The 19,707-nt window shown below is 64.4% G+C and carries 13 protein-coding genes; 5 read left to right on the top strand and 8 right to left on the bottom strand.

The genetic code is table 11. The annotated features are described in order from the left end of the window. The first annotated feature begins 88 nt into the window (after positions 1–88). The 4 genes from JNC62_RS06570 to JNC62_RS06555 all read left to right on the top strand — a co-directional run bounded on the left by JNC62_RS06570 (position 89) and on the right by JNC62_RS06555 (position 3,884). Positions 89–622 (top strand): HutD/Ves family protein, encoded by a 534-nt coding sequence (locus JNC62_RS06570; protein WP_374837120.1) that lies wholly within the window; start codon positions 89–91, stop codon positions 620–622. A gap of 152 nt (positions 623–774) precedes the next feature. Then, positions 775–1,551 carry an ABC transporter substrate-binding protein gene (locus JNC62_RS06565; RefSeq protein WP_374837118.1) on the top strand — a complete coding sequence of 259 codons (777 nt, stop codon included), beginning with the start codon at positions 775–777 and terminating at the stop codon, positions 1,549–1,551. A 111-nt stretch (positions 1,552–1,662) separates the two neighbouring features. Beyond that, entirely contained in the window at positions 1,663–2,607 is a 945-nt protein-coding gene (locus JNC62_RS06560; protein ID WP_374837116.1) for a LysR family transcriptional regulator, read from the top strand. A gap of 152 nt (positions 2,608–2,759) precedes the next feature. Continuing rightward, positions 2,760–3,884: an NAD(P)/FAD-dependent oxidoreductase gene (locus JNC62_RS06555; protein ID WP_374837114.1), complete on the top strand. Its 1,125-nt coding sequence runs from the start codon at positions 2,760–2,762 to the stop codon at positions 3,882–3,884. Between the two features lie 35 nt (positions 3,885–3,919). Here the strand turns inward: JNC62_RS06555 and JNC62_RS06550 are convergent, their stop codons facing one another. The 5 genes from JNC62_RS06550 to JNC62_RS06530 all read right to left on the bottom strand — a co-directional run bounded on the left by JNC62_RS06550 (position 3,920) and on the right by JNC62_RS06530 (position 13,421). Further along, positions 3,920–4,996: a D-alanine--D-alanine ligase family protein gene (locus JNC62_RS06550; protein ID WP_374837112.1), complete on the bottom strand. Its 1,077-nt coding sequence runs from the start codon at positions 4,994–4,996 to the stop codon at positions 3,920–3,922. A gap of 257 nt (positions 4,997–5,253) precedes the next feature. Beyond that, a complete protein-coding gene (gene secD, locus JNC62_RS06545) occupies positions 5,254–7,797 on the bottom strand; it encodes a protein translocase subunit SecD (protein WP_374837111.1) in 2,544 nt (847 codons plus the stop codon). Between the two features lie 105 nt (positions 7,798–7,902). Continuing rightward, positions 7,903–8,352 (bottom strand): hypothetical protein, encoded by a 450-nt coding sequence (locus JNC62_RS06540; protein WP_374837109.1) that lies wholly within the window; start codon positions 8,350–8,352, stop codon positions 7,903–7,905. 129 nt (positions 8,353–8,481) lie between these two features. After that, positions 8,482–12,144: an AAA family ATPase gene (locus tag JNC62_RS06535; protein ID WP_374837108.1), complete on the bottom strand. Its 3,663-nt coding sequence runs from the start codon at positions 12,142–12,144 to the stop codon at positions 8,482–8,484. Continuing rightward, a complete protein-coding gene (locus tag JNC62_RS06530) occupies positions 12,144–13,421 on the bottom strand; it encodes a metallophosphoesterase (protein WP_374837106.1) in 1,278 nt (425 codons plus the stop codon). The genes JNC62_RS06535 and JNC62_RS06530 overlap by 1 nt, the downstream gene beginning before the upstream one ends. A gap of 187 nt (positions 13,422–13,608) precedes the next feature. On the opposite strand from JNC62_RS06530, the gene JNC62_RS06525 reads away from it, so the two are divergent. Next, a complete protein-coding gene (locus JNC62_RS06525; protein ID WP_374837104.1) occupies positions 13,609–14,091 on the top strand; it encodes a MarR family winged helix-turn-helix transcriptional regulator in 483 nt (160 codons plus the stop codon). A gap of 87 nt (positions 14,092–14,178) precedes the next feature. On the opposite strand, the gene JNC62_RS06520 is transcribed toward JNC62_RS06525, so the two are convergent. The 3 genes from JNC62_RS06520 to lon form a co-directional block, all read right to left on the bottom strand. Further along, positions 14,179–16,371: an esterase-like activity of phytase family protein gene (locus tag JNC62_RS06520; protein WP_374837102.1), complete on the bottom strand. Its 2,193-nt coding sequence runs from the start codon at positions 16,369–16,371 to the stop codon at positions 14,179–14,181. Positions 16,372–16,615: 244 nt separating this feature from the next. Next, positions 16,616–16,891 carry a DNA-binding protein HupB gene (hupB, locus tag JNC62_RS06515; protein WP_108001199.1) on the bottom strand — a complete coding sequence of 92 codons (276 nt, stop codon included), beginning with the start codon at positions 16,889–16,891 and terminating at the stop codon, positions 16,616–16,618. Between the two features lie 207 nt (positions 16,892–17,098). Beyond that, positions 17,099–19,525 carry an endopeptidase La gene (lon, locus tag JNC62_RS06510; RefSeq protein WP_374837100.1) on the bottom strand — a complete coding sequence of 809 codons (2,427 nt, stop codon included), beginning with the start codon at positions 19,523–19,525 and terminating at the stop codon, positions 17,099–17,101. Between the last annotated feature and the right edge of the window lie 182 nt (positions 19,526–19,707).

Genomic DNA, 19,707 nt, shown 5'->3' with positions numbered 1-19,707 from the left:
TCTTTGGGTCTGTTGCGGTATACTGCCGCCACAGACGTTGCTTCGGGAAAAACCCATGCACATCGTTCGCTCAGAAGAATTTCGTCGGATGCGCTGGAAGAACGGCGACGGGGAAACCGCGGAGATATCGGTGTTTCCGCCGGATGCCGGCCTTTCTGACTTCGACTGGCGCGTGAGCATGGCGACCGTCGCGCGCGCCGGCCCCTTCTCGCTGTTTCCCGATGTCGACCGCACGCTGGCGATCGTTGAAGGCGCGGGCATAACGCTGGAAATCGAGGGGCGGCCCGCGGTCACGCTGACCGGCAAAAACGATCCGTTTGCCTTTCCCGGCGACATTGCGACCACCGCAACGCTGGTGAAGGGCCCGATCGTCGATCTCAACGTCATGAGCCGACGCGGGCGCTGGAGCCACCGGGTGGAACGATGGCACTTCGAGGGCCAACGGCATTTCGACGCCCCGGGCGGGGTGACGATGTTGATTTCGCTCGGCGATCTGCGCGTGGATATCGGCAGCCACGCCGCCGAGCTGCGCCGGTTCGACTGCGTCTTCATCGAGGGCGTCGTGCTGCTGACGACGGACATGCCGGTGGAAGGCTATCTCATCCGCTTGACCCAGGCCTGATGTCTTTCGGGTTCCGCGCAGCCAGCGGATGAACGGCGCGCGCATAAGTCGAAACAATATCTGCTATAATGCCTATCTATTTCGTTTATGCCGGGCGCGGCGCTAGGCTCACCGCACCGACTGCGAATAACTCAGAAAACAGGGGAATAGTCATGCAGAAGAAGCTCGTCGCCTTGGCATTTGCCGCCACAACCTTGCTTGCCGCGTCCGCCTCCGCCGAAACATTGAAGATCGGAACGGAAGGCGCGTACCCGCCTTTCAACTATCAGGACTCCGCAGGAAAGCTCGGCGGTTTCGACGTCGATATCGGGCTTGCGCTGTGCGCCAAGATGAAGGTCGAATGCGAAGTCGTGGCCCAGGACTGGGACGGCATCATTCCCGGCCTGCAGGCCAAGAAATACGACATGATCATCGCGTCGATGTTCATCACCGACGAACGCAAGAAGCAGGTGTCCTTCACCGATCCCTACTATCTCGCCGCCATGACCCATGCCGCCCCGAAGGGCGCCAACATCACCGATTTCACCAATGAAGGCATGAAGGGCAAGACGATCGGCGCCCAGTCCGGCACGACGCAGGCCAACTATGTCACCGCCATGTATCCCGATGCCGACATCAAGCTGTACCCGACGCAGGACGAGGTGAACCTTGACATGGCCAACGGCCGCCTCGATGTTCAGGTCGGCGACATGATCCCGTTGCTCGACTGGGTGACGAAGAACGAGGACGGCAAGGCCTGCTGCGAGCTGATCGGCGAACCGATCACCGACAAGAAGTTCGTCGGCGACGGCGTCGGCATCGCGGTGCGCCAGGAGGACAACGCCCTGCGCGAAAGGCTGAACCAGGCGCTGAAGGACATCCGCGCCGACGGCACCTACCAGAAGATTAACGACAAGTACTTCGCCATCGACGTCTACACGATGAAGTGAGACCGGCTCGTCCCGGTATTCGGGGCCGGCGGCGGAAGCGCCCCCGGCCCATTTTTGTCACGGTTTGAAAAAACCGTTCTGATTGCCGGCCTTATGCGCTAGCGTCCGGCCATGCCGATCAACCGTCTCGAACGCTTCGCCCACAATCTCGACTGGAACCTGCTGCGCACCTTCGTCGTCCTGGTCGAGGAAGGCAGCATCACGAAGGCAGCAAACCGGCTTCTCCTGCAGCAGCCCGCCGTCAGCATGGCGCTGAAGCGACTGGAACAGACGGTCGGCTACAAGCTGATCGACAGGCGACCGGGACGGTTCGAGCTCACCGACGCGGGCGAACGGCTCCATGCGCTCTGCCGCGACATCTTCACCTCCGTCGTCCGCCTGCCCGAGGCGATGGAGCCGACCGGCGAAGAGGTTTCCGGCCATATCACCATCCACACGGTCAGCCACGCCCTGAACCCGGACTGGGACCGGGCGCTAGCCTCGTTCTTCCGGCAGCATCCGCGCGTCACCGCCGGGGTCCGGGTGGAGACGACCTCCGATGTCATCCGCTCGGTGGAACGCGGCATCGCCACACTCGGAATTTCCGACGGGATAATCCCCGCAGGGCTCGACAGGACGCCCTTCTGCATCGAGACCTATGCGCTCTATTGCGGCCGCGGCCACCGGCTCTTCGGCGTCGAAGGCGTGCGCATCGAGGAACTGCGGGGCGAGCCCTATGTCAGCTTCATATCCGACGTGCTCGGCGGTCCGCACATGGGGCCGGTTACCGCCGTGCGGGCGGTCGGCTCCTTCGGCCAGGAGGTGCGCGCGATTGCCTTCAACGTGGAGGAGGTCATGCGCCTCGTCGTCGCCAATGCCGGCATCGGAATGCTCCCGGTGCACCTGACCGGCCCGGCCCGAATGGCCGGCGACCTCTGGCAGTTGCCGCCCTATGGCGACCTGCCGCAAACGGAAACGTTCCGCATCACCAACCCCAGCGCGACCCTCAATGCCGCCGAGCGGGCCTTCCTCGCCCACATGAGCGAGGTGCCCCTCTGGCGGCATCCCGGCGCATAAACCGCATTTATAGCCGTCTTCAGGGCTATAAATTTGAACGGGGATTACGGCTCGCCTAGACATTGCTCGATTGTCGCACCGTACGACGCTGGCGTTGGCAATCGGCCATAAGATGGTCGCGACCGCACGCAACCAACTGGACGGGAAAGATCATGCAGACTTATGACGTAGCTATCGTCGGTGGCGGGATCGCAGGCCTGTCGCTGGCGCACTTTCTGGCCCCGTCGCGAACTGTTGTCGTGCTGGAGCGTGAAACGGCGCATGGCTATCACAGCACCGGCCGGTCCGCCGCCGAGTTCACGTTGCGCGACAACGCCCCCGAGGTTAACGCGCTCGCACGCATCAGCCGCGCCTTCATGGAAAACCCGCCGGCGGGTTTCGCCACCGTCCCGCTGCTGACGGCACGCGGCAGCCTGTGGATCGGCCCCGCCGGCAAGGAGGAGACCATCGCGCAAGCCCGCCGCAAGGCCGAGGCAGACGGGGTGGCCGTTGTGGCCCTGACCGTCGAGGAGGCGCTGCAGCGCGCGCCCTTCCTCGATCCGGACTATGTGACCGCCGCCTATTTCGATCCCGACTATTGGGACATCGATGTCGATGCCTTGCTCCAGGGATATGCGCGCTCCGCCCGGCGCGCCGGCGCCGAACTCGTGACGGGGACCGAACTGCTCGCCGCACGCCAGGAAGACGGGCGGTGGAAAGTGGAAACCTCGACCGGCACAATCACGGCCGACATAATCGTCAATGCGAGCGGCGGCTGGGCGGACACGGTGGCCGAGCGCTGCGGCGTTGTCTCGGCGGGCATCGTCCCCCACCGTCGCACCGCAATCACCGTCGACCTCCCTGCCGACATCGATGTCGCGGCGCTGCCCGAGATCAATGAGATCGACGAGACCTATTACTTCAAGCCGGATGCCGGCCGGCTGCTCGCCTCCCCCGCGGATGAGACACCCTGCGAGCCCGCCGACGTGCAGCCGGAGGAACTCGACATCGCCTATGCCGCCCACTACCTCGAAGAGGCTACCAACCTGAAGATCGGCCGCATCGCCAGCAGTTGGGCCGGCATGCGCAGCTTCGCGGCCGATCGGTTGCCGGTGGTCGGTCCGGCCAGGGACAACCCATCCTTCTTCTGGCTCGCCGGCCAGGGCGGCTACGGTATCCTGACCTCGCCGGCGCTGGGCCAACTCGCGGCGGGTCTGATCATCGGCCAACCGCTGCCGGACGTTTTTGCGCGCGAGAGGATTGACCCGAACGCCTTTTCGCCGGATCGGTTTGGCTGAAACCACCGCACGGCAAACGCGAAGCGCGCCCGTCCTCAGACCACACGGGCGGCACGCGCGAGTCCATGCGCGACCAGTCGGTCGATAAGCTCGGGATAGCTGACGCCGCTTGCGGCCATGGCTTTCGGATACATGCTGATGTCGGTGAAGCCGGGGATGGTGTTGACCTCGTTCACAAGGAAACGCATGTCCGGCGTCAGGAAGAAATCGACCCGAGCCATGCCGTCGCACCCAAGCGCCTGAAACGCCTTCGCCGCAACGTCGCGGATCCTGTCCTCGATCTCTTGCGGCAAATCGGCCGGCACCTTCAGCGCCGCACCGTCCGCATCGATGTACTTGGCGTCATAGCTGTAGAAGCCGTGGCTTTCGGCCGGCACGATTTCGCCGGGGCGGGAGACGAAGAGGCCGCCATTTTCCCCCTCCAACACGCTGCATTCGATCTCGCGTCCGCGGACGAATTCTTCGGCCAGCAGCTTGCGGTCGTGGATGAACCCTTCGGAGAGCGCCGATTCGTATTCCGATTCGTCGGAAACCTTGCTGACACCGACGGAGGAGCCCTGTCGGGCCGGCTTGATGAACACCGGAAGCCCGAGCGCGTCCTTCAGTTCAGCAAGGGTTGGCGCCGCTCCGTGGCGGATCGTCACCGACCGCGCGGTCGGCAGGCCCGCCTCGTTCAACAGCCGCTTGGCGATGTCCTTATCGAGGGCCGTGGCCGAACCGAGAACGCCGCAACCGGCGAGCGGCACGCAGGCGACCTCGACGCCCCCCTGCACCGAGCCATCCTCGCCATGCTGGCCATGCAGAACCGGAAACACGATGTCGACCTTCGGCAGTTCGTGCGGTGCGCCGTCGGTCGGGATCGCTATCAATCGCCCAAATCCGCCGGGGACCAGGCAAACTTCCGTACCACTCGAAGGCTTTGCCAGTTCGCCACCGTCGAAGCGGCTCAGCAGCCATTGCCCGTCGCGGCTGACAAATACCGGAACCGCGTCATATTTCGCAGGTTCCAGCGCCCGCATGACGTTGGTGGCGGACAGTATCGACACGTCGTGCTCGGCCGAACGCCCGCCAAAAAGCACGAGGATACGCAGCCGTTTCGACGAATCAGCCATGAGCACCCCTTCTGGATTGGTATATGCCTGTACCAACATTCAGCAAAAAACGGCGCGGTTTGGGCAATACCGGACAGGTGACGAGGGTGTCGTCGCGCCTACGACGAAGTCAGCCCCCCACCTGACGCTTGGCACTGTTCAAGCTGCAAAGCATGTGCGGACGTAGATCGCCCGAGGGCCTGACGCATAAACTGCGGCAAAGCCGGTGTCCGCGACCGGCCTTGCGGCAGAGAAGGCGGGCGCCGGAGCGCCCCTCCTCATTTTTCCTCGAGGGCTGCCTGACCTTCGGCAGCGGTCGGAAGGCGGCCGCCCTCGCGGTCCTTCCACCAGCGGGACAGGAACAGCAGGATCGGCCCGCCGATGTAGATCGACGACGACGTGGCGACGACGACGCCGAAGATCATCGGCCAGGCGAACGGCTTGACCGTGTCGCCGCCCCAGATCGCCATCGGCAGCAGGCAGACGACGACGGCGACCGAGGTGAAGATGCATCGCATGATCACCTGGTTGATCGACAGGTCGATCAGGTCGGAGAAGGGCATCGACTTGTACTTGCGCAGGTTTTCGCGCATGCGGTCGTACACCACCACCTTGTCGTTCACCGAGTAGCCGATCAGCGTCAGCACCGCGGCAATCGCGGTCAGGTTGAAGTCAATCTGCAGGAGCGAGAAGAAGCCGATCATCTTGGTGATGTCGAGGACGAGCGTCGCGATCGCGCCGACCGCAAAGTGCCACTCGAAGCGCCACCAGATGTAGAACAGGATCGCCAGCATGCCGAGGCCGACGGCGAGGAAGCCGGAGCGGGCAAGCTCGGAACTGACGGTCGGACCGACGACCTCCGTGCGCTCGAAGCTCGCATCCGGGATCACCTCCGCAACGCCCTGGCGCATCTGGTTCAGCGCCGCCGTCTGCGCCTCCTCTCCGCCGGGCTGCCGCTGGACGCGGATCAGCACCGAGGTGCCCTGGCCGAATTCCTGCAAGGCCACCTCGCCGAGGTTCAGCCCCTCCATCTTATCGCGAAGGGTCGCAAGCTCGATCGGCGCCTTGGACGTCGCCTCGACCTGGATGCCGCCGACGAAATCGATGCCGTAGTTCAGACCGGGGGTGAAGAAGAGGATGATCGAGCTGATCGAAAGGACGGCCGACACGCCGATCGCGATGAAGCGGCCGCGCATGAAGGAGAAGCTCGGGATGCTGCGGACCGCGCCGATGACCGAATGGATCTGGATCGTCTTCATCTTGCGGCGCACGACCACCTCGCGCATCAGCAGCCGAACGACGGTGATCGAGGTGAACATCGAGATCGCGAGCCCGATGATCATGGTGATCGCGAAGCCGCGCACCGGACCGCTCCCGAACATGAAGAGCAGGATCATGCCGACCATCGTCGTCATGTTGCCGTCGACGATGGTCGCGTAGGCCTTGTTGAAGCCGACGTCGAGCGCCTTCATGGCGCCGGAGCCGGACGCCGTTTCCTCGCGGATACGGGCGTTGATGAGAATGTTGGCGTCGACCGCCATGCCGATGCCGAGGATGATACCGGCGATGCCGGGCAAGGTCAGCGTCGAGCCGAGCAGGCCGAGGGTACCGATGGTCATGACGGTGTGCAGGATCAGGCCGACGACGGCGATCAGGCCCCAGGCGCTGTAGAGGCCGACCATCAGGCCGACGACCAGGGCGAGCCCGGCGAGACCAGTATACAGGCCCATGCGGATCGAATCGCTTCCGAGGTTCGGACCGACGGTGCGCTCCTCGATGATGGTGAGCGGCGCCGGCAGCGCGCCCGAACGCAGCAGTGCCGACAGCACGGTTGCTTCCTGCGGGGTGAAGTTGCCGCTGATCTGGCCCTGGCCGCCGAGGATCGGCTCGCGGATGACGGGTGCGGTCAGCACCTTGCCATCGAGGACGATGGCGAACGGACGGCCGACATTTGCCTTGGTGATCTCGGCGAACTGGCGCGCGCCGGTCGTGTCGAAGGTAAACGAGACGATCGGCTCGTTGGTGCGCTGGTCGAAGCCGGCCTTGGCGTCGGCAAGACGATCGCCGGAGATGGCAACGCGATCCTCGATCGCATATTTCTGGCCGTCGTTGGCGCCCGGAAGGATCGTCACGCCGCGCGGCGCGACACCGTTCGGATCAACCGACCCGTCCAGCATGTGGAAGCTCATCTGCGCGGTCGAGCCGAGCAACTGTCGAAGCCGCGTCGGATCCTGCAGGCCCGGAAGCTGGACGAGGATGCGGTCGCCGCCGACGCGCTGGATAAGCGGTTCGGCCACGCCGACCTGGTCGACGCGGCGGCGGATGATCTCGAGGCTCTGGTCGACGGCGGCCGTCATGCGGTCGTTGAGACCGGCCTCGGTCAGCGTCACGCTGATGGTGTTGCCCGAGGTCTGGACGTCGATGTCCGGAGCCGTCGTGCCGAAGCCGAGCGCGCCGGCAGGGGCCGCCAGCTTGCGCACTTCCGGCAGCACCTTGTCGAAGGCCGCCTGATCGGTGGGGGTGATGACGAGCGTGTTGCCGTTCAGCCGCGCGCCCGATGCGCGCTCGCCCGCGGTGCGCAGGATGCCGCGCACGTCGTTCAGCAGAACGTCCATGCGCGCCTTGGTCAGCGCTGCCGAATCGACCTCGAGCACGAGGTGCGAACCGCCCTTCAGGTCGAGACCGAGGGTCACCGGCTTGGCGGGCAGATAGCCGCCGAACTTCTCCAGTTGCGCCGGAGTGAGGATGTTGGGAACGGCCGTCAGAATGCCGAAGAAGATGATGGCGAGATAGGCCGCGAGGGCCCATTTGGATGTGCGCATGGAATATTCCGCTTCATGTGCGATGGCGCCCTGGGCATGCAGCCTTGCGGCGCCGGTATAGTCGGAAACTGCGGCGCCGTGGCGCCTGCTTTGGCCCCTTGGGCCTCAGAGAAGACGCGCGGGCGGCGCCCTTCCCTCGAAATCGTGCCGCGGCGTGCCGGCCGGGATGGCATCGGCGAATGATACCACCACCCGTGCGTAGGGCCGAGGTGCGACGGGTACGAATTCGTCGGAAACGACGAAGGCCGGATCGGTGGAGGGGTCGCCGCCGCTGCCGGCTGACTTGGCCTTGGCAAGACGGCGGTCGCCACTCGAAATCAGCCACTTGTCGCTGCTGCTCGCCCCGCCGCCGGCCGACAGCGGCCGCGGCAGCGCGCCGCGGCTGGATGCCCTCTCGGCTGCTGTGCGAGCCACCGCCGGCTCAGCACCGGGCCGGAATGAGATCTTGCGCTCCAGGGTGACGAACTGGCCGACGACCAGAGCGAGCATGAGAAGCAGCGCACCGAGGAATCCCCGTTGCCCTTCCCTTGCGACACTCTGCTGCTGATCCGTCATACCCTATGCCCGTCGACGCTTCGGACAAGGTGCGAAGCATCGTGCCAAGAACCATTGGCGGTTCGTCAAGTCAACCCCGGGCCCGGTTTTGGACAAGCGATCCCTTGAATTCCGGCGCCAGGCGCCGGGCTAAAGATCGTGGATGACCACCTCGGGGCAGGCTTGTCGCGCGATGTCGCGCAAGTGCTGGTGGTGGGTGAGGTAGATGACCTGCCCGACCCTCGACATGTCCGCCATCAACCGGAACGCATTCAGCGAACGGCCGTCGTCAAAGGTTTCCATGATGTCGTCGGCAATGAAGGGCAGGATTTCGCGGTTGGCTGCGACTTCGTGATAGCCGGCGACCCGCAGCGCCAGGTAGAGCTGGAAGCGCGTCCCCTTGGAGAGCTCGCGCGCGAGCTTCGTGCCTCCCGCGGCAGCGGCGGCAACGAGCACCTCCTGCTCCTTTTCCATGACCGTGGACAAACCGCTGTATTCGCCGCCCGTGATCGTGCGAAACGCGTCGGAGGCATGGCGCATCATCGCGCTGCGGTGCCGCTCGCGATAAAGCCGCAACGCGGCGTCGGCAGCCGCGATGCCCGCCCGGGCAGTGAGGTAGTCTTTTGCCCGCTCGGCCAGGTCGATGATCAGCGTGCGCCGTCTTTCCTCGAGCGCGGCCACCCTGCCGTCCCCGCCGATCGCAGCCAGCGCGTCCGCCGCCCTTGTCCTGGCGGTGTGCAGTTCGCGGATTTCACGGTCCTGATCCTCATGCACCGAGCGGAGGAGGCCAAGTTCGGAGAGGATTTCGGCTTCGTCGGTTGCCGCAAGCTCCGCTTCGGCCGCGTCCGCCGTCGGCGTCAGCATGCTGCGAGCGAGATCATGCGCAGCCTCGTCGGCTCGCTCGCGCAGGTCTTCGCGCTTGCGAAACTGATCCAGAGCGAAAGACGCCTCCGTCAGCGTTTCGCAGTTCAGCGCCGAGCAGATTTCCCTCGTCCGCTGCTCTTGAACTGCCAGGCGATGATCGAGTTCGCGCCCCTCCTGGTCGAGCCGTTCGAGATCGACCTGCAGACGCTGGCGGCGGGCCTCCGCTTCCGTGGCTGCCCGCAGACGGTTTGCCAGCGCCTGCACCAGCGCCAGCGGATCCGCTTGCCGACCCTCGCCCACCGCATCGGCAAGCTCGTCCGCCATGCGGCCGTAGTCCGCCTGGTCGCGGCGCATACCATCGATCCGGCGGTCGAGATCGCGCCGCGAATCGACAAGCCGCGAGACGGCGTGAACGACCGGCAACAGCGCACCCGCCCGCGATGCGTCGATCGCGACGCCGTCACTGGAAAGCCAGGTATCCGCGCATGCCCTTTCCCACGCCGCCGACCAGGCCTCGATCTCCGCCTCCGCCCTTTGCTTGACATTCTCTCGCTCGGAACATCGCGCTTCGGCCTGCGCCAGCGCGTCGAGCGCATTCCGGCGTCGCGCAAGACCTTCGCCCAGCGCGGTCGCGTGATCTTCCGCCCGCACCAGAAGCTCATCCAGGGCAGCAGCGGAGGGTTCCGCCGGCTCCGGCTGACCGAGCACCTGCGAAAGCCGCCCCGCCAGTTCGCTCGCCTCGCGCCTGGCGACGGCAAAGGCGGCAACACGTTCTGCAAGCAGGTCGGCGGCGGCGATTGCCGAGGCTCGGCGGCCGAGCCAGGCCTCGATCGCGTCCAGCTTCGCGTGCGACCACTCGAGCGTGGCGGCGATCGTCTCCAGGTCGACCGCCTCGTCGCGGTCGTCATCCGTCTCGCAGACAGCTGCAACCGGTGCAGCCGCAGCGCTCAAAGATGCGGCTGCGACGACGGCCGGGCGGCGCGACAGGACGCCAACGGAAGCCGCGCCCGTTGCGTCGCCGCCGCGATGCCGGGCGTCCAGCCATCCCAGATGCGCAACGATCGCCCCGATGCGTCCGGCAAGCACATCCCCCTCGTCGCGGACACGACGGAGATCCGTGCGCACCGCCTCCAGCCGCACCTCGTTTTCCGCCATCGCCCGCTCGGTCAGGCGCAATTCCGACAAGCGGTCCGCCTGCGCGAGCCTCAGCTCGACGGCAAGGTCGTTCTCTCGCAGCGCTGTCTCGAACCGATCGGCAGTCACGGCGTCATATGCCGCGCGGTGCTCGTTCCAGGCCGCATCACGTGCCGCGCGCAACGCGGTCGCCTCATCGTCGCTGACCAGTGCGCCGCTCTGGCGCAGCCGTTCGATTCCCGCGCGCTGGATGGCAAGTTCCTGTGTCAGCGCACGCGCCTGTTCAGCGGCTTTCATCGCCGCGTCGCCAAGGCGCCGCGCCGCCTGCCGCAGAGTTTCCAGCACCTCCCTGCCAGGGACGTCCAGCGCCCTGAGCCCCACGACGTCGCCCTTCCAGGTCGACAACTGCGCCCGGTTGGCCTCCAGAGCAGCTTCCGCGACAGCCACATCTCGCTCGGCGTCGCGCAACCGCGTTGACAGCGCGTTGAGCTTGGCCGCACGCACCAGCCCGATCAGCATGGTGCGATCATCTTCGCCCGGATGCGGCTCTGCGGCAGCAAGGGTCGCCGCCGCTGCACGCTCGGCTTCGCGGGCGCGTATCGCTTCTTCGGCTTCGCGCCGTGCCGCGGCGACACGCTCCTCCAGCCCGGACCGGCGGGCGAGCAGCGCGGAAAGCGCCTCGGCCCTGTCCGGCGCAAGCACCAGCGAAAGCACGTCGATGCCAGCCGGCAGCCCGAGCAGGACCCGCTTTTCCTCGATCTCGGCGTCGACACGGTCGCGTTCGGCGATGCGACCCGCCAGGTCCATTTGCGCCGTGCGGTAGCGCGCCTCCAGTGCCGAACCGGAGAGGGATTCGATCTTCGCTTCGGCGGCGAGAACCACGGGATCGGAGACGATCTCATCGAGTTCCGTGCGGCGCTGCTCCCGCTCGGCGGCCAGCCGATCGATGCGGGCCGACAGTTCCACCCCGTCCCGCAGGAGCTGGCCGACGAGCCCGGTCCACTCCTTGGGTGGCGCCGCTCCGCCATCGAATTCAGCAAGGCGGGCCCGAATCTCTTTCAGCCGTGCGAGGTGCGGCATTGCCGCAAGGCGTCGCTCCAGGGCCTTGATCGCCGCATCGGTCTGCGCGCGTGCCAGTTGCGCGGCTTCGTAGCGTTCGGTCGACGCCGCCAGCTCGCGTGTCAGCATGCCATAGTCGCGGGCGGCGACGTCGAGTGCCTTGCGTTCCTCGCGCAGTGCCTCGATCTCCGCCTTCCTCGCCGCGAGGTCGTGCTTGCGCGCCTGCGGACGGAAGAATGCGTCCGCTTCGGCCTTCAACCGCTCCAGCGCTTGGCCGATGTCCGAGAGTCCCGAGTTTGCGGAAAACAGCAGCGCCCCAAGTTCGCCCTCGCTCTTGAGGATGCCCTCGCCGCCGCGCTCGATGCTGTCGTCGTCGAGCGAGAACATCATCCTGTAGGCCTGGCGGTCCATGGCGCCGAGAACCGGCGCAAACAGCGTCTCCGGCAGAACTCGATCGTCCGGTCCGACCAGCGAGCCCTGTCGTCGCTTCAGGCGGACGATCTCATGGTGCTCGGGCCCGATCGAGATATTGCCACCGATCCGCATCGTCGAATACGGGTGGAGAAAGTCATAGGCGCTCTGCGGCTCGATGCCGAAGAGCAGATCGAGATAGGCGGAAAACAGCGTCGACTTGCCAGCTTCGTTCGGACCGTAGACGAGGTGAAAATCCGCCTTCCCGGATCGGGGCGCCCCGAAATCGAGCTGCTTGTCGGTAAACTTGCCGTAGCGGGAAAGGTCCAGCCGGTTGAGACGCATCAGGCACCGTCTCCTTCGCGGACCGCCGCCAGTCGGGGCAGGATTTCCGCCACGCCGCGCTCGGCCGCATGCGTCAGCAGGTCCTTTTCAGCGGCCTCGTCGGCCCCGAGAAGATCGCGAACCTCGCGCGGCAACTGTGACATGAGGCTCGCCAGGGTGTCGCGCAGTTCCTCCCGGTAGGCATGCGATGGCAGGATTTCGCGCTCCACGAGCGCCGCCAGTTCGGCGAGTGCGCCAAAACCTGCGGGCGCGTCGTCCACCTGCGGCGGAACGACGGCAACCTCGACGGCTTCGATCCAGCAGTTGCCGACGCTTTCGGCAACCGCCTGCAGTTCGCCAGCCAGCAGGTCGTGGTCGCGGCGCAGGCGCCAGCCGAGCGGAGTAGCGCCCAGAAGTGTAACCCGGCAGACGAGATGGTCAGCACGGGCTCCGGCCTTGGCTTGCTCCAGAGCGAGCCGGACGCTGCGAAGCATCGCGGTCCACTCCTCGACGCCGGCGATGTCGATCGAAACACGCTCGAATGCGGCAATCGCCAGGAAATGCTCCTCGGCCGAGAAACGGCCATCGTCATCGACCGTGATGAGGGTGACGGACTTCGCACCGGCCTCGTTGATATCGCGCCCCTGGGGGATGCCGGGCATGACGATCATCGGCTGCTCGCAGTGAACGGCGCGCTGGTGGATATGCCCGAGCGCCCAATAGTCGAAACCGTGGCCCGCGAGATCGGCAACGCCGGCGGGCGCGTAGTTGTCGTGCCGGCTCGAACCGGCAAGGCTCGTGTGCAGCATGCCGATGTTGACCGCGTCCGGCAGCGGTGCCTTGAAGCTCGGCAGCAGGCTCGCCGGTGCATGCGGCTGCCCGAAGCTGACACCGTGCACATGGATCTCGCGGCCGTTGGCGAGCGCTCCCGCCCTCACCGTCCGGCCGCGCCCGTCGAAGACGTGAACGTTCGCCGGAAAGGTCAGTTCACGGGTGATCTGCGACTGCGCGTCATGATTTCCGCGGATGACGAAGACGCGCACCCCCGCCGCCTCCAGACGCCGCATCTGCGCCACGAGAAACAGCGCGGTCGCCATCGACGTCTGTGAACCGTCATAGAGATCACCCGCAATCAGCAGCGCGTCGACCTGCTCGGAAATGCACAGGTCGACGATCCGCTCCAGCGTTCGCCGGGTCGCGCCGCGCACAAGCGTCGCCAGCTCTTCGTTGCGCAGGGCCAGCGAGGCAATCGGCGAATCGAGATGAAGATCGGCGGTGTGGACGAAGCGGAAGGGCATGCCTGACATTCCCCCGCGGGTCACGCCCGGTCAATGCTCGAAGCGGCGGATCCTCAGGTTATACGCTGCTCAATGTCGGGTGGCGGCTTCAACGTTTCCGCGCATTGTTCAATGTTTGTGCCGGAACATGCCCGCGCTGAGGCAAATCTTTTGACATGGTCCCTCAATATACCTATATTCCGATCTCATGAATGACACGATCGATATCGCGCAGGGCATGTTCAAGCTCTACCATCAGGTCAGCCGTCTGGTGAACGAGTGCATGATGGATGAGGGCGTGTCTCTTGCCCGCAGCAAGTTCCTGCTTCTTCTTTCGTGCCAGGGACCGCAGCGCTCGACCGACATCGCCTCGGCGCTCGGCTTTGCGCCGCGAACGGTGACGGAGGCCATCGACGGCCTCGAGCGGGACAAGCTGGTGGTGCGTGAGCCGGATCCCACGGATCGTCGCGCCAAAATCGTATCCATCACCGAAACCGGGCTTGCCATCATCAATGCCGCCCAGCAGCCGCAGCACAAGACGATTGAAGCGATCTTCACGGCACTGACCGAGGAGCAGAAGGATCAACTGGCGGAAATTCTTCGCTGCCTGAGCGCCCGGACCGAAGAGCTGCAGCAGGCCCGCAATCAACGCCATGGGTCAACGCTTCGAACCCATGAGGTTCCTGCCTGAAATTTTTGGGCAGTCTTGGCACATCGACGCAGACGCTGAACTGAGGGCCGGAAGAAATTTCCCGGCCCTCGCTGCTTTCAGGGTGTCTTACATCGCGTTCATCGGGCCGATGCCGAAGAACAGCGTCTCGCCCGAGGAACCATCGACACCGTCGTTGTCGGTCACGACATAGCCATTGCCGGCCGCGTCGATCGTAAAGCCTTCGACCTTGTCGACGACATAGCCGTTCAGCGCCTTGAGATCGGGAATGAAGTCCCGCACCTCTTCCTTCTTGATGACCGGGAGCGCCTCACCCAGCTTGGCAGGCTTCAGGTCCGACAAAGCCACGCGATAGAGCTTCTTCAGCTTTGCTTCCTTGCCGATCAGGTTGTCGCGCTCGATGACATAGGCATAGTCGCCGTTGACGGTGATTTCCGACAGGCCGACCCAGCCCTTGCCCGCCTGCTCCAGCGGATAGCGGACGGCACCCCATTCTTCGGTCGAAGGCTTGTACGAGACGAGTTTGACGAAGCCCTTGTCGTCGTCCTTCCATTCGCGCTGCACCGCCATCCACAGCACCATGTCGTCACCCTCGCCGACGCTGGTGATGCCCTCGAAACCGAATCGCGTCTCACCGGCGCGAAGCTCGGCAGGGATGGCGATCTCCTTCTTGATCTCGCCTTTCTTGTTCACGCGCAGCAGTGCGTTTGCAAAGAGCTTGTCGGCATTGCCTTCGGAGGCGAGCCAGAAACCGCCCTCCCCGTCACTGGCAATGCCTTCGATGTCGAGCTTCTGGGCCGGGGCGCCGTCGCGGGTGATGGTGAGCTTGTCGGTGATCAGCGCCGGCGACTGCGTTGCGTCGATGGTGAAGATCGCCGGGTCGGACGAATAGACGGAATCGCTGACGGCAAAAAGCTTCCCGGGCTCGTCCTTGTCGGCAGCCAAGCCGGACAGCGCGCCAAAACCGACCGGCAGACCGTCCTTGTCCGCCGACCTGATCTGTGGATAGGCCGCCACGCCTTCCGCGCGCTCGTAGATCATCACATGCGACCGGGCGCCGCCGTCCTCGACGAGATCGGTCTCGTTGGCGGTCACGAACAGGTTGCGTGCGGGAATGGCGACCGCGCCCTCAGGACCGATGCCCGAAGGCAGCAACTGCAGCAGTTCGGGCTCCGCGCCGGTGTCCTTGTAGACCCCGACGATCGAGGCGCGCTCAGCGAGCACGAAGAAAAGGTTGTCGTCACCGAACGTCGCCGCTTCAAGGCCCTCCGGCTCGACACCCTTGGAGTTGCGCTTGTCCGGATAGTGGCCGATCGCGGCGATCGCGTGCTCGAAGGAGGGGCCGCTCTCGTAAAGCACCTTGCCGGTCTTGTCGAAGATCGTGAAGCCGCGGCTGCCGCCTTCGTAGTCGCCTTCGTTGGCAACGACCAACCGGTTGTCGTCGAGCCAATTCACCGCATCCGGCTCGCGCTTCTGTCCGTCCTTCTTTCCGGTGAAGGAAATAGCGCCGTCCTTCTTCGTATCGATGTTCTTGAGGTCGACGGCGCCGGCCGAGAAGTGGCCCTTCACCGTCCCGCTCTTGGCGTCGATAATGACGATGTGGTTGTTCTCTTGCAGGGTCAGGGCGATTTCGTCCTGGCCGTTGAAGGAGACGAATTCCGGCTCCGGATCATCGCCGCCGATTTCGGCAAGCCCCGTCAGTGCGACGCGCTTGACCGTTGCGCAATCCGGCACGCCGTCCTTCAGCGACAGAATGACCAGATCGCCAGCCGGCAATTGCGGCAGCGCGCCGTCATTCAGGTCCTCATCGCGCTCGTTCTCGATCGCGATTGCAGCAAGCGTGCCGTCCCTGTTGATTGCGATCGAGTCCGGCTGGCCGCCGAGGTCACAGGTCGCCCCGGTTTTGCGCGTTGCGATGTCGACGGTCGCCAGCAGGCCGGATGGCTTCACGAAGCTCTCGCGGGTGTTGACGGCGACCAGCGCCTTGCCGCCGACGACCGCAACCGAGGTCGGCTCGCCTTCAAAGACCACCGTGCCGGCGGCCTTCGGCGCCTTGGCGTCTGTGATGTCGATGAAGCCGACCGCCCGCATCGGGCTGTCGGAATAGACGAGCGTGTTGCCATCCGCCGTTGCCGTGATGATTTCCGAGGAGGTCGGCGCCTTGGGATCCACACCGTCGGGCATATTGTCGGCCACGGCGAACGAGGCAATCCGGTTGAAGACGGGTTCCGCGGCGGCCGGAAAAGCTGCAGATGCGAGAAGCACGGCGGTAAATACCGCACTCAGTGATCGGTTGGTCATATAATTTCCCCATGTGTCGAACACGCGATGCATGAGGTTCTGCGCGATGGGGATGACAGCCGCATGACAGCGGCCGCCATCTAGACTGCTAAACTGCTATCGCCTCCGGCAGCGATCTCGAACGATCCGTCGAACAACCACATAGGGATGCGACTATCCCGAAAATGCGAAAGGGTCCGGCTTGAACCGAACCCCTCGACCAGCCTGGACGGCCGTCTTCGTGATTGCCGTCTGGCAAATCCGATCAGCCGTTTACGGCGTCCTTCAAGCCCTTGCCGGCCGAGAACTTCGGCACGTTGCGCGCAGGAATGTCGATCTCCGCGCCGGTCGAAAGGTTACGGCCCTTCGAGGCTTCGCGACGCGATACGGAGAAATTGCCAAAACCAACGAGGCGGACGTCGCCGCCGTTCTTCAGTTCGCCCTGGATCGTCTCGAATACGGCATCGACGGCCGACGCCGCATCCGTCTTCGACAGGCCGGACTTCTCAGCAACTGCGGAGACGAGTTCGTTCTTGTTCATGTTTCCACCCCTTTCATACGGTTCGAAACGACTCATACTAAGTCGGGGGCAGAATACGCATCGACCTTGCCGCCGCAACGGGGTTTCAAGGACAAACGTTGAAAATCCGGGCTTCTCACAGGCTTTTTCAACGGAAAAGGCCGGCACTGTGGCCGGCCTTTAGCATTTCGGCCCTCAAACGAGCCGATTTTAAGAGGTCGTTTACCCTCAATGGGCGATCGCGGCACCGGTCTCGTCGGTCGATTCGACGGTTGCAACCGGCTTCGATTCAACCATCGACGGATCCCATTCGATCGGCTCCGGCTTGCGGACCAGCGCATGTTCGATCACCTCGCCCATGCGCGAGACCGGAATGATCTCCATGTTGTTCTTCACGTTGTCCGGAATTTCCGCCAGGTCCTTGGCGTTCTCTTCCGGGATCAGCACCTTCTTGATGCCGCCGCGAAGGGCCGCAAGCAGCTTCTCCTTCAGGCCGCCGATCGGAAGGACGCGACCACGCAGCGTCACTTCGCCCGTCATCGCGATATCCTTCGAGACCGGGATGCCGGTCATGATGGAGACGATGGCGGTCGCCATGGCGATGCCGGCCGACGGCCCGTCCTTCGGCGTCGCGCCTTCCGGCACGTGCACGTGGATGTCGGTCTTGTCGAAGCGCGGCGGCTCGATGCCGAAATCGATGGCGCGCGAGCGGACATAGGATGCCGCCGCCGAAATCGATTCCTTCATGACGTCCTTCAGGTTGCCGGTCACCGTCATGCGGCCCTTGCCACCCGGCAGGCTCACGCCTTCAATCGTCAGCAGTTCGCCGCCGACCTCGGTCCAGGCGAGACCCGTGACAACGCCGACCTGATCCTCGCGTTCGGCTTCGCCGTGGCGGAAGCGCGGCACGCCGAGGAAGTCGTGGATGTTGTCCGCCGTCACCTCGATCTTGGTGGCCTTGCCCTTGATGATCTCGGTCACCGCCTTACGGGCGAGCTTCATCAGTTCGCGCTCGAAGTTACGGACACCGGCCTCGCGGGTGTACTGCTGGATCACCGCCATCAGGGCCCCGTCGGTAACGGAGAATTCCTTCTCCTGCAGGGCATGGTCGCGGACCGCCTTCGGCAGCAGGTGCCGCTTGGCGATTTCCAGCTTTTCCTCCTCCGTGTAGCCGGCGATGCGGATCACCTCCATGCGGTCCATCAACGGCGCCGGGATGTTCAGCGTGTTCGCGGTCGTCACGAACATCACGCTCGACAGGTCGTATTCGACCTCGAGGTAATGGTCCATGAAGGTCGAGTTCTGTTCCGGGTCGAGCACCTCGAGGAGCGCCGAAGACGGATCGCCGCGGAAGTCCATGCCCATCTTGTCGATCTCGTCGAGCAGGAAGAGCGGGTTGGACTTCTTCGCCTTCTTCATCGACTGGATGACCTTGCCGGGCATCGAGCCGATGTAGGTGCGGCGGTGGCCGCGGATCTCGGCCTCGTCGCGCACGCCACCGAGCGCCATGCGGACGTATTCGCGCCCCGTGGCCTTGGCGATCGACTTCGCCAGCGAGGTCTTGCCGACGCCAGGAGGACCGACGAGGCAGAGGATCGGGCCCTTGATCTTGGCCGAACGCGCCTGCACGGCGAGATACTCGACGATGCGCTCCTTGACCTTGTCGAGGCCGAAATGATCCTCGTCGAGAATCTTTTCGGCGTTGTTCAGGTCGGTCTTGATCTTCGACTTCTTGTTCCACGGAATGCCGGTCAGCCAGTCGAGATAGTTGCGCACGACGGTGGCTTCCGCCGACATCGGGCTCATCTGCCTGAGCTTCTTCAGCTCGGCATCGGCCTTCTCGCGGGCTTCCTTGGACAGCTTGGCCTTGGCGATCTTCTCTTCCAGTTCGGCCATTTCGTCGCGGCCGTCCTCGCCGTCGCCGAGCTCCTTCTGGATCGCCTTCATCTGCTCGTTCAGATAATACTCGCGCTGGGTCTTCTCCATCTGGCGCTTGACGCGCGAACGGATGCGCTTTTCGACCTGAAGAACCGAGATCTCGCCTTCCATGAAGCCGAGCGCCTTCTCAAGGCGCAGCTTGACGCTGGTCGTCTCCAGCATCTCCTGCTTCTCGACGATCTTGATGGAGAGGTGCGAGGCAACCGTGTCGGCAAGCTTCGAGTAATCCTCGATCTGGCTGGCGGCGCCGACGACTTCCGGCGAAATCTTCTTGTTGAGCTTTACGTAGTTCTCGAACTCGGAAACGACCGAGCGCGACAGCGCCTCGATCTCGACGGGATCCTCCTCGGGCTCGGGCAGAAGCTGCGCCATCGCCTCGTAGAATTCGTCGCGGTCGGTGTAGCTTTCGATCTCGGCGCGCGCGCGGCCTTCCACCAGCACCTTGACGGTGCCGTCGGGGAGCTTGAGAAGCTGCAAGACGTTGGCAACCGTGCCGACCTTGTAGATCGCGTCGGGCTCCGGATCATCGTCGCCGGCGTTGATCTGGGTGGCAAGCATGATCTGCTTGTCCGTGCCCATCACCTCCTCCAGCGCGCGAATGGACTTCTCGCGGCCGACAAACAGCGGCACGATCATGTGCGGGAACACCACAATATCGCGCAGCGGCAGAACCGGGTATGCCATGGTTTTTTGCGCGCCAGACGTTTTCTTCGTCATGTCATGTCCTTTCCAACTTCCCGTTGCCGGGAGCTGATGCCGGGCGCCCTGTTGCGCTTGGTCCGGCCCATTTCCACCCACAAGTGGAGTACTGTTAACTACTTTTCAAGTCCGTCAGATAAGCTGCATCGGACACGTGCTCAAGTGAACCAGGATAGGGTCAGGACCGGTCGCGAGGCTTG

This window comes from Mycoplana ramosa, from assembly GCF_041930185.1.
In the GTDB taxonomy this organism is placed as follows: Bacteria; Pseudomonadota; Alphaproteobacteria; order Rhizobiales; family Rhizobiaceae; genus Mycoplana; species Mycoplana ramosa.
This window is presented reverse-complemented; position numbering and strand designations above follow the sequence as displayed.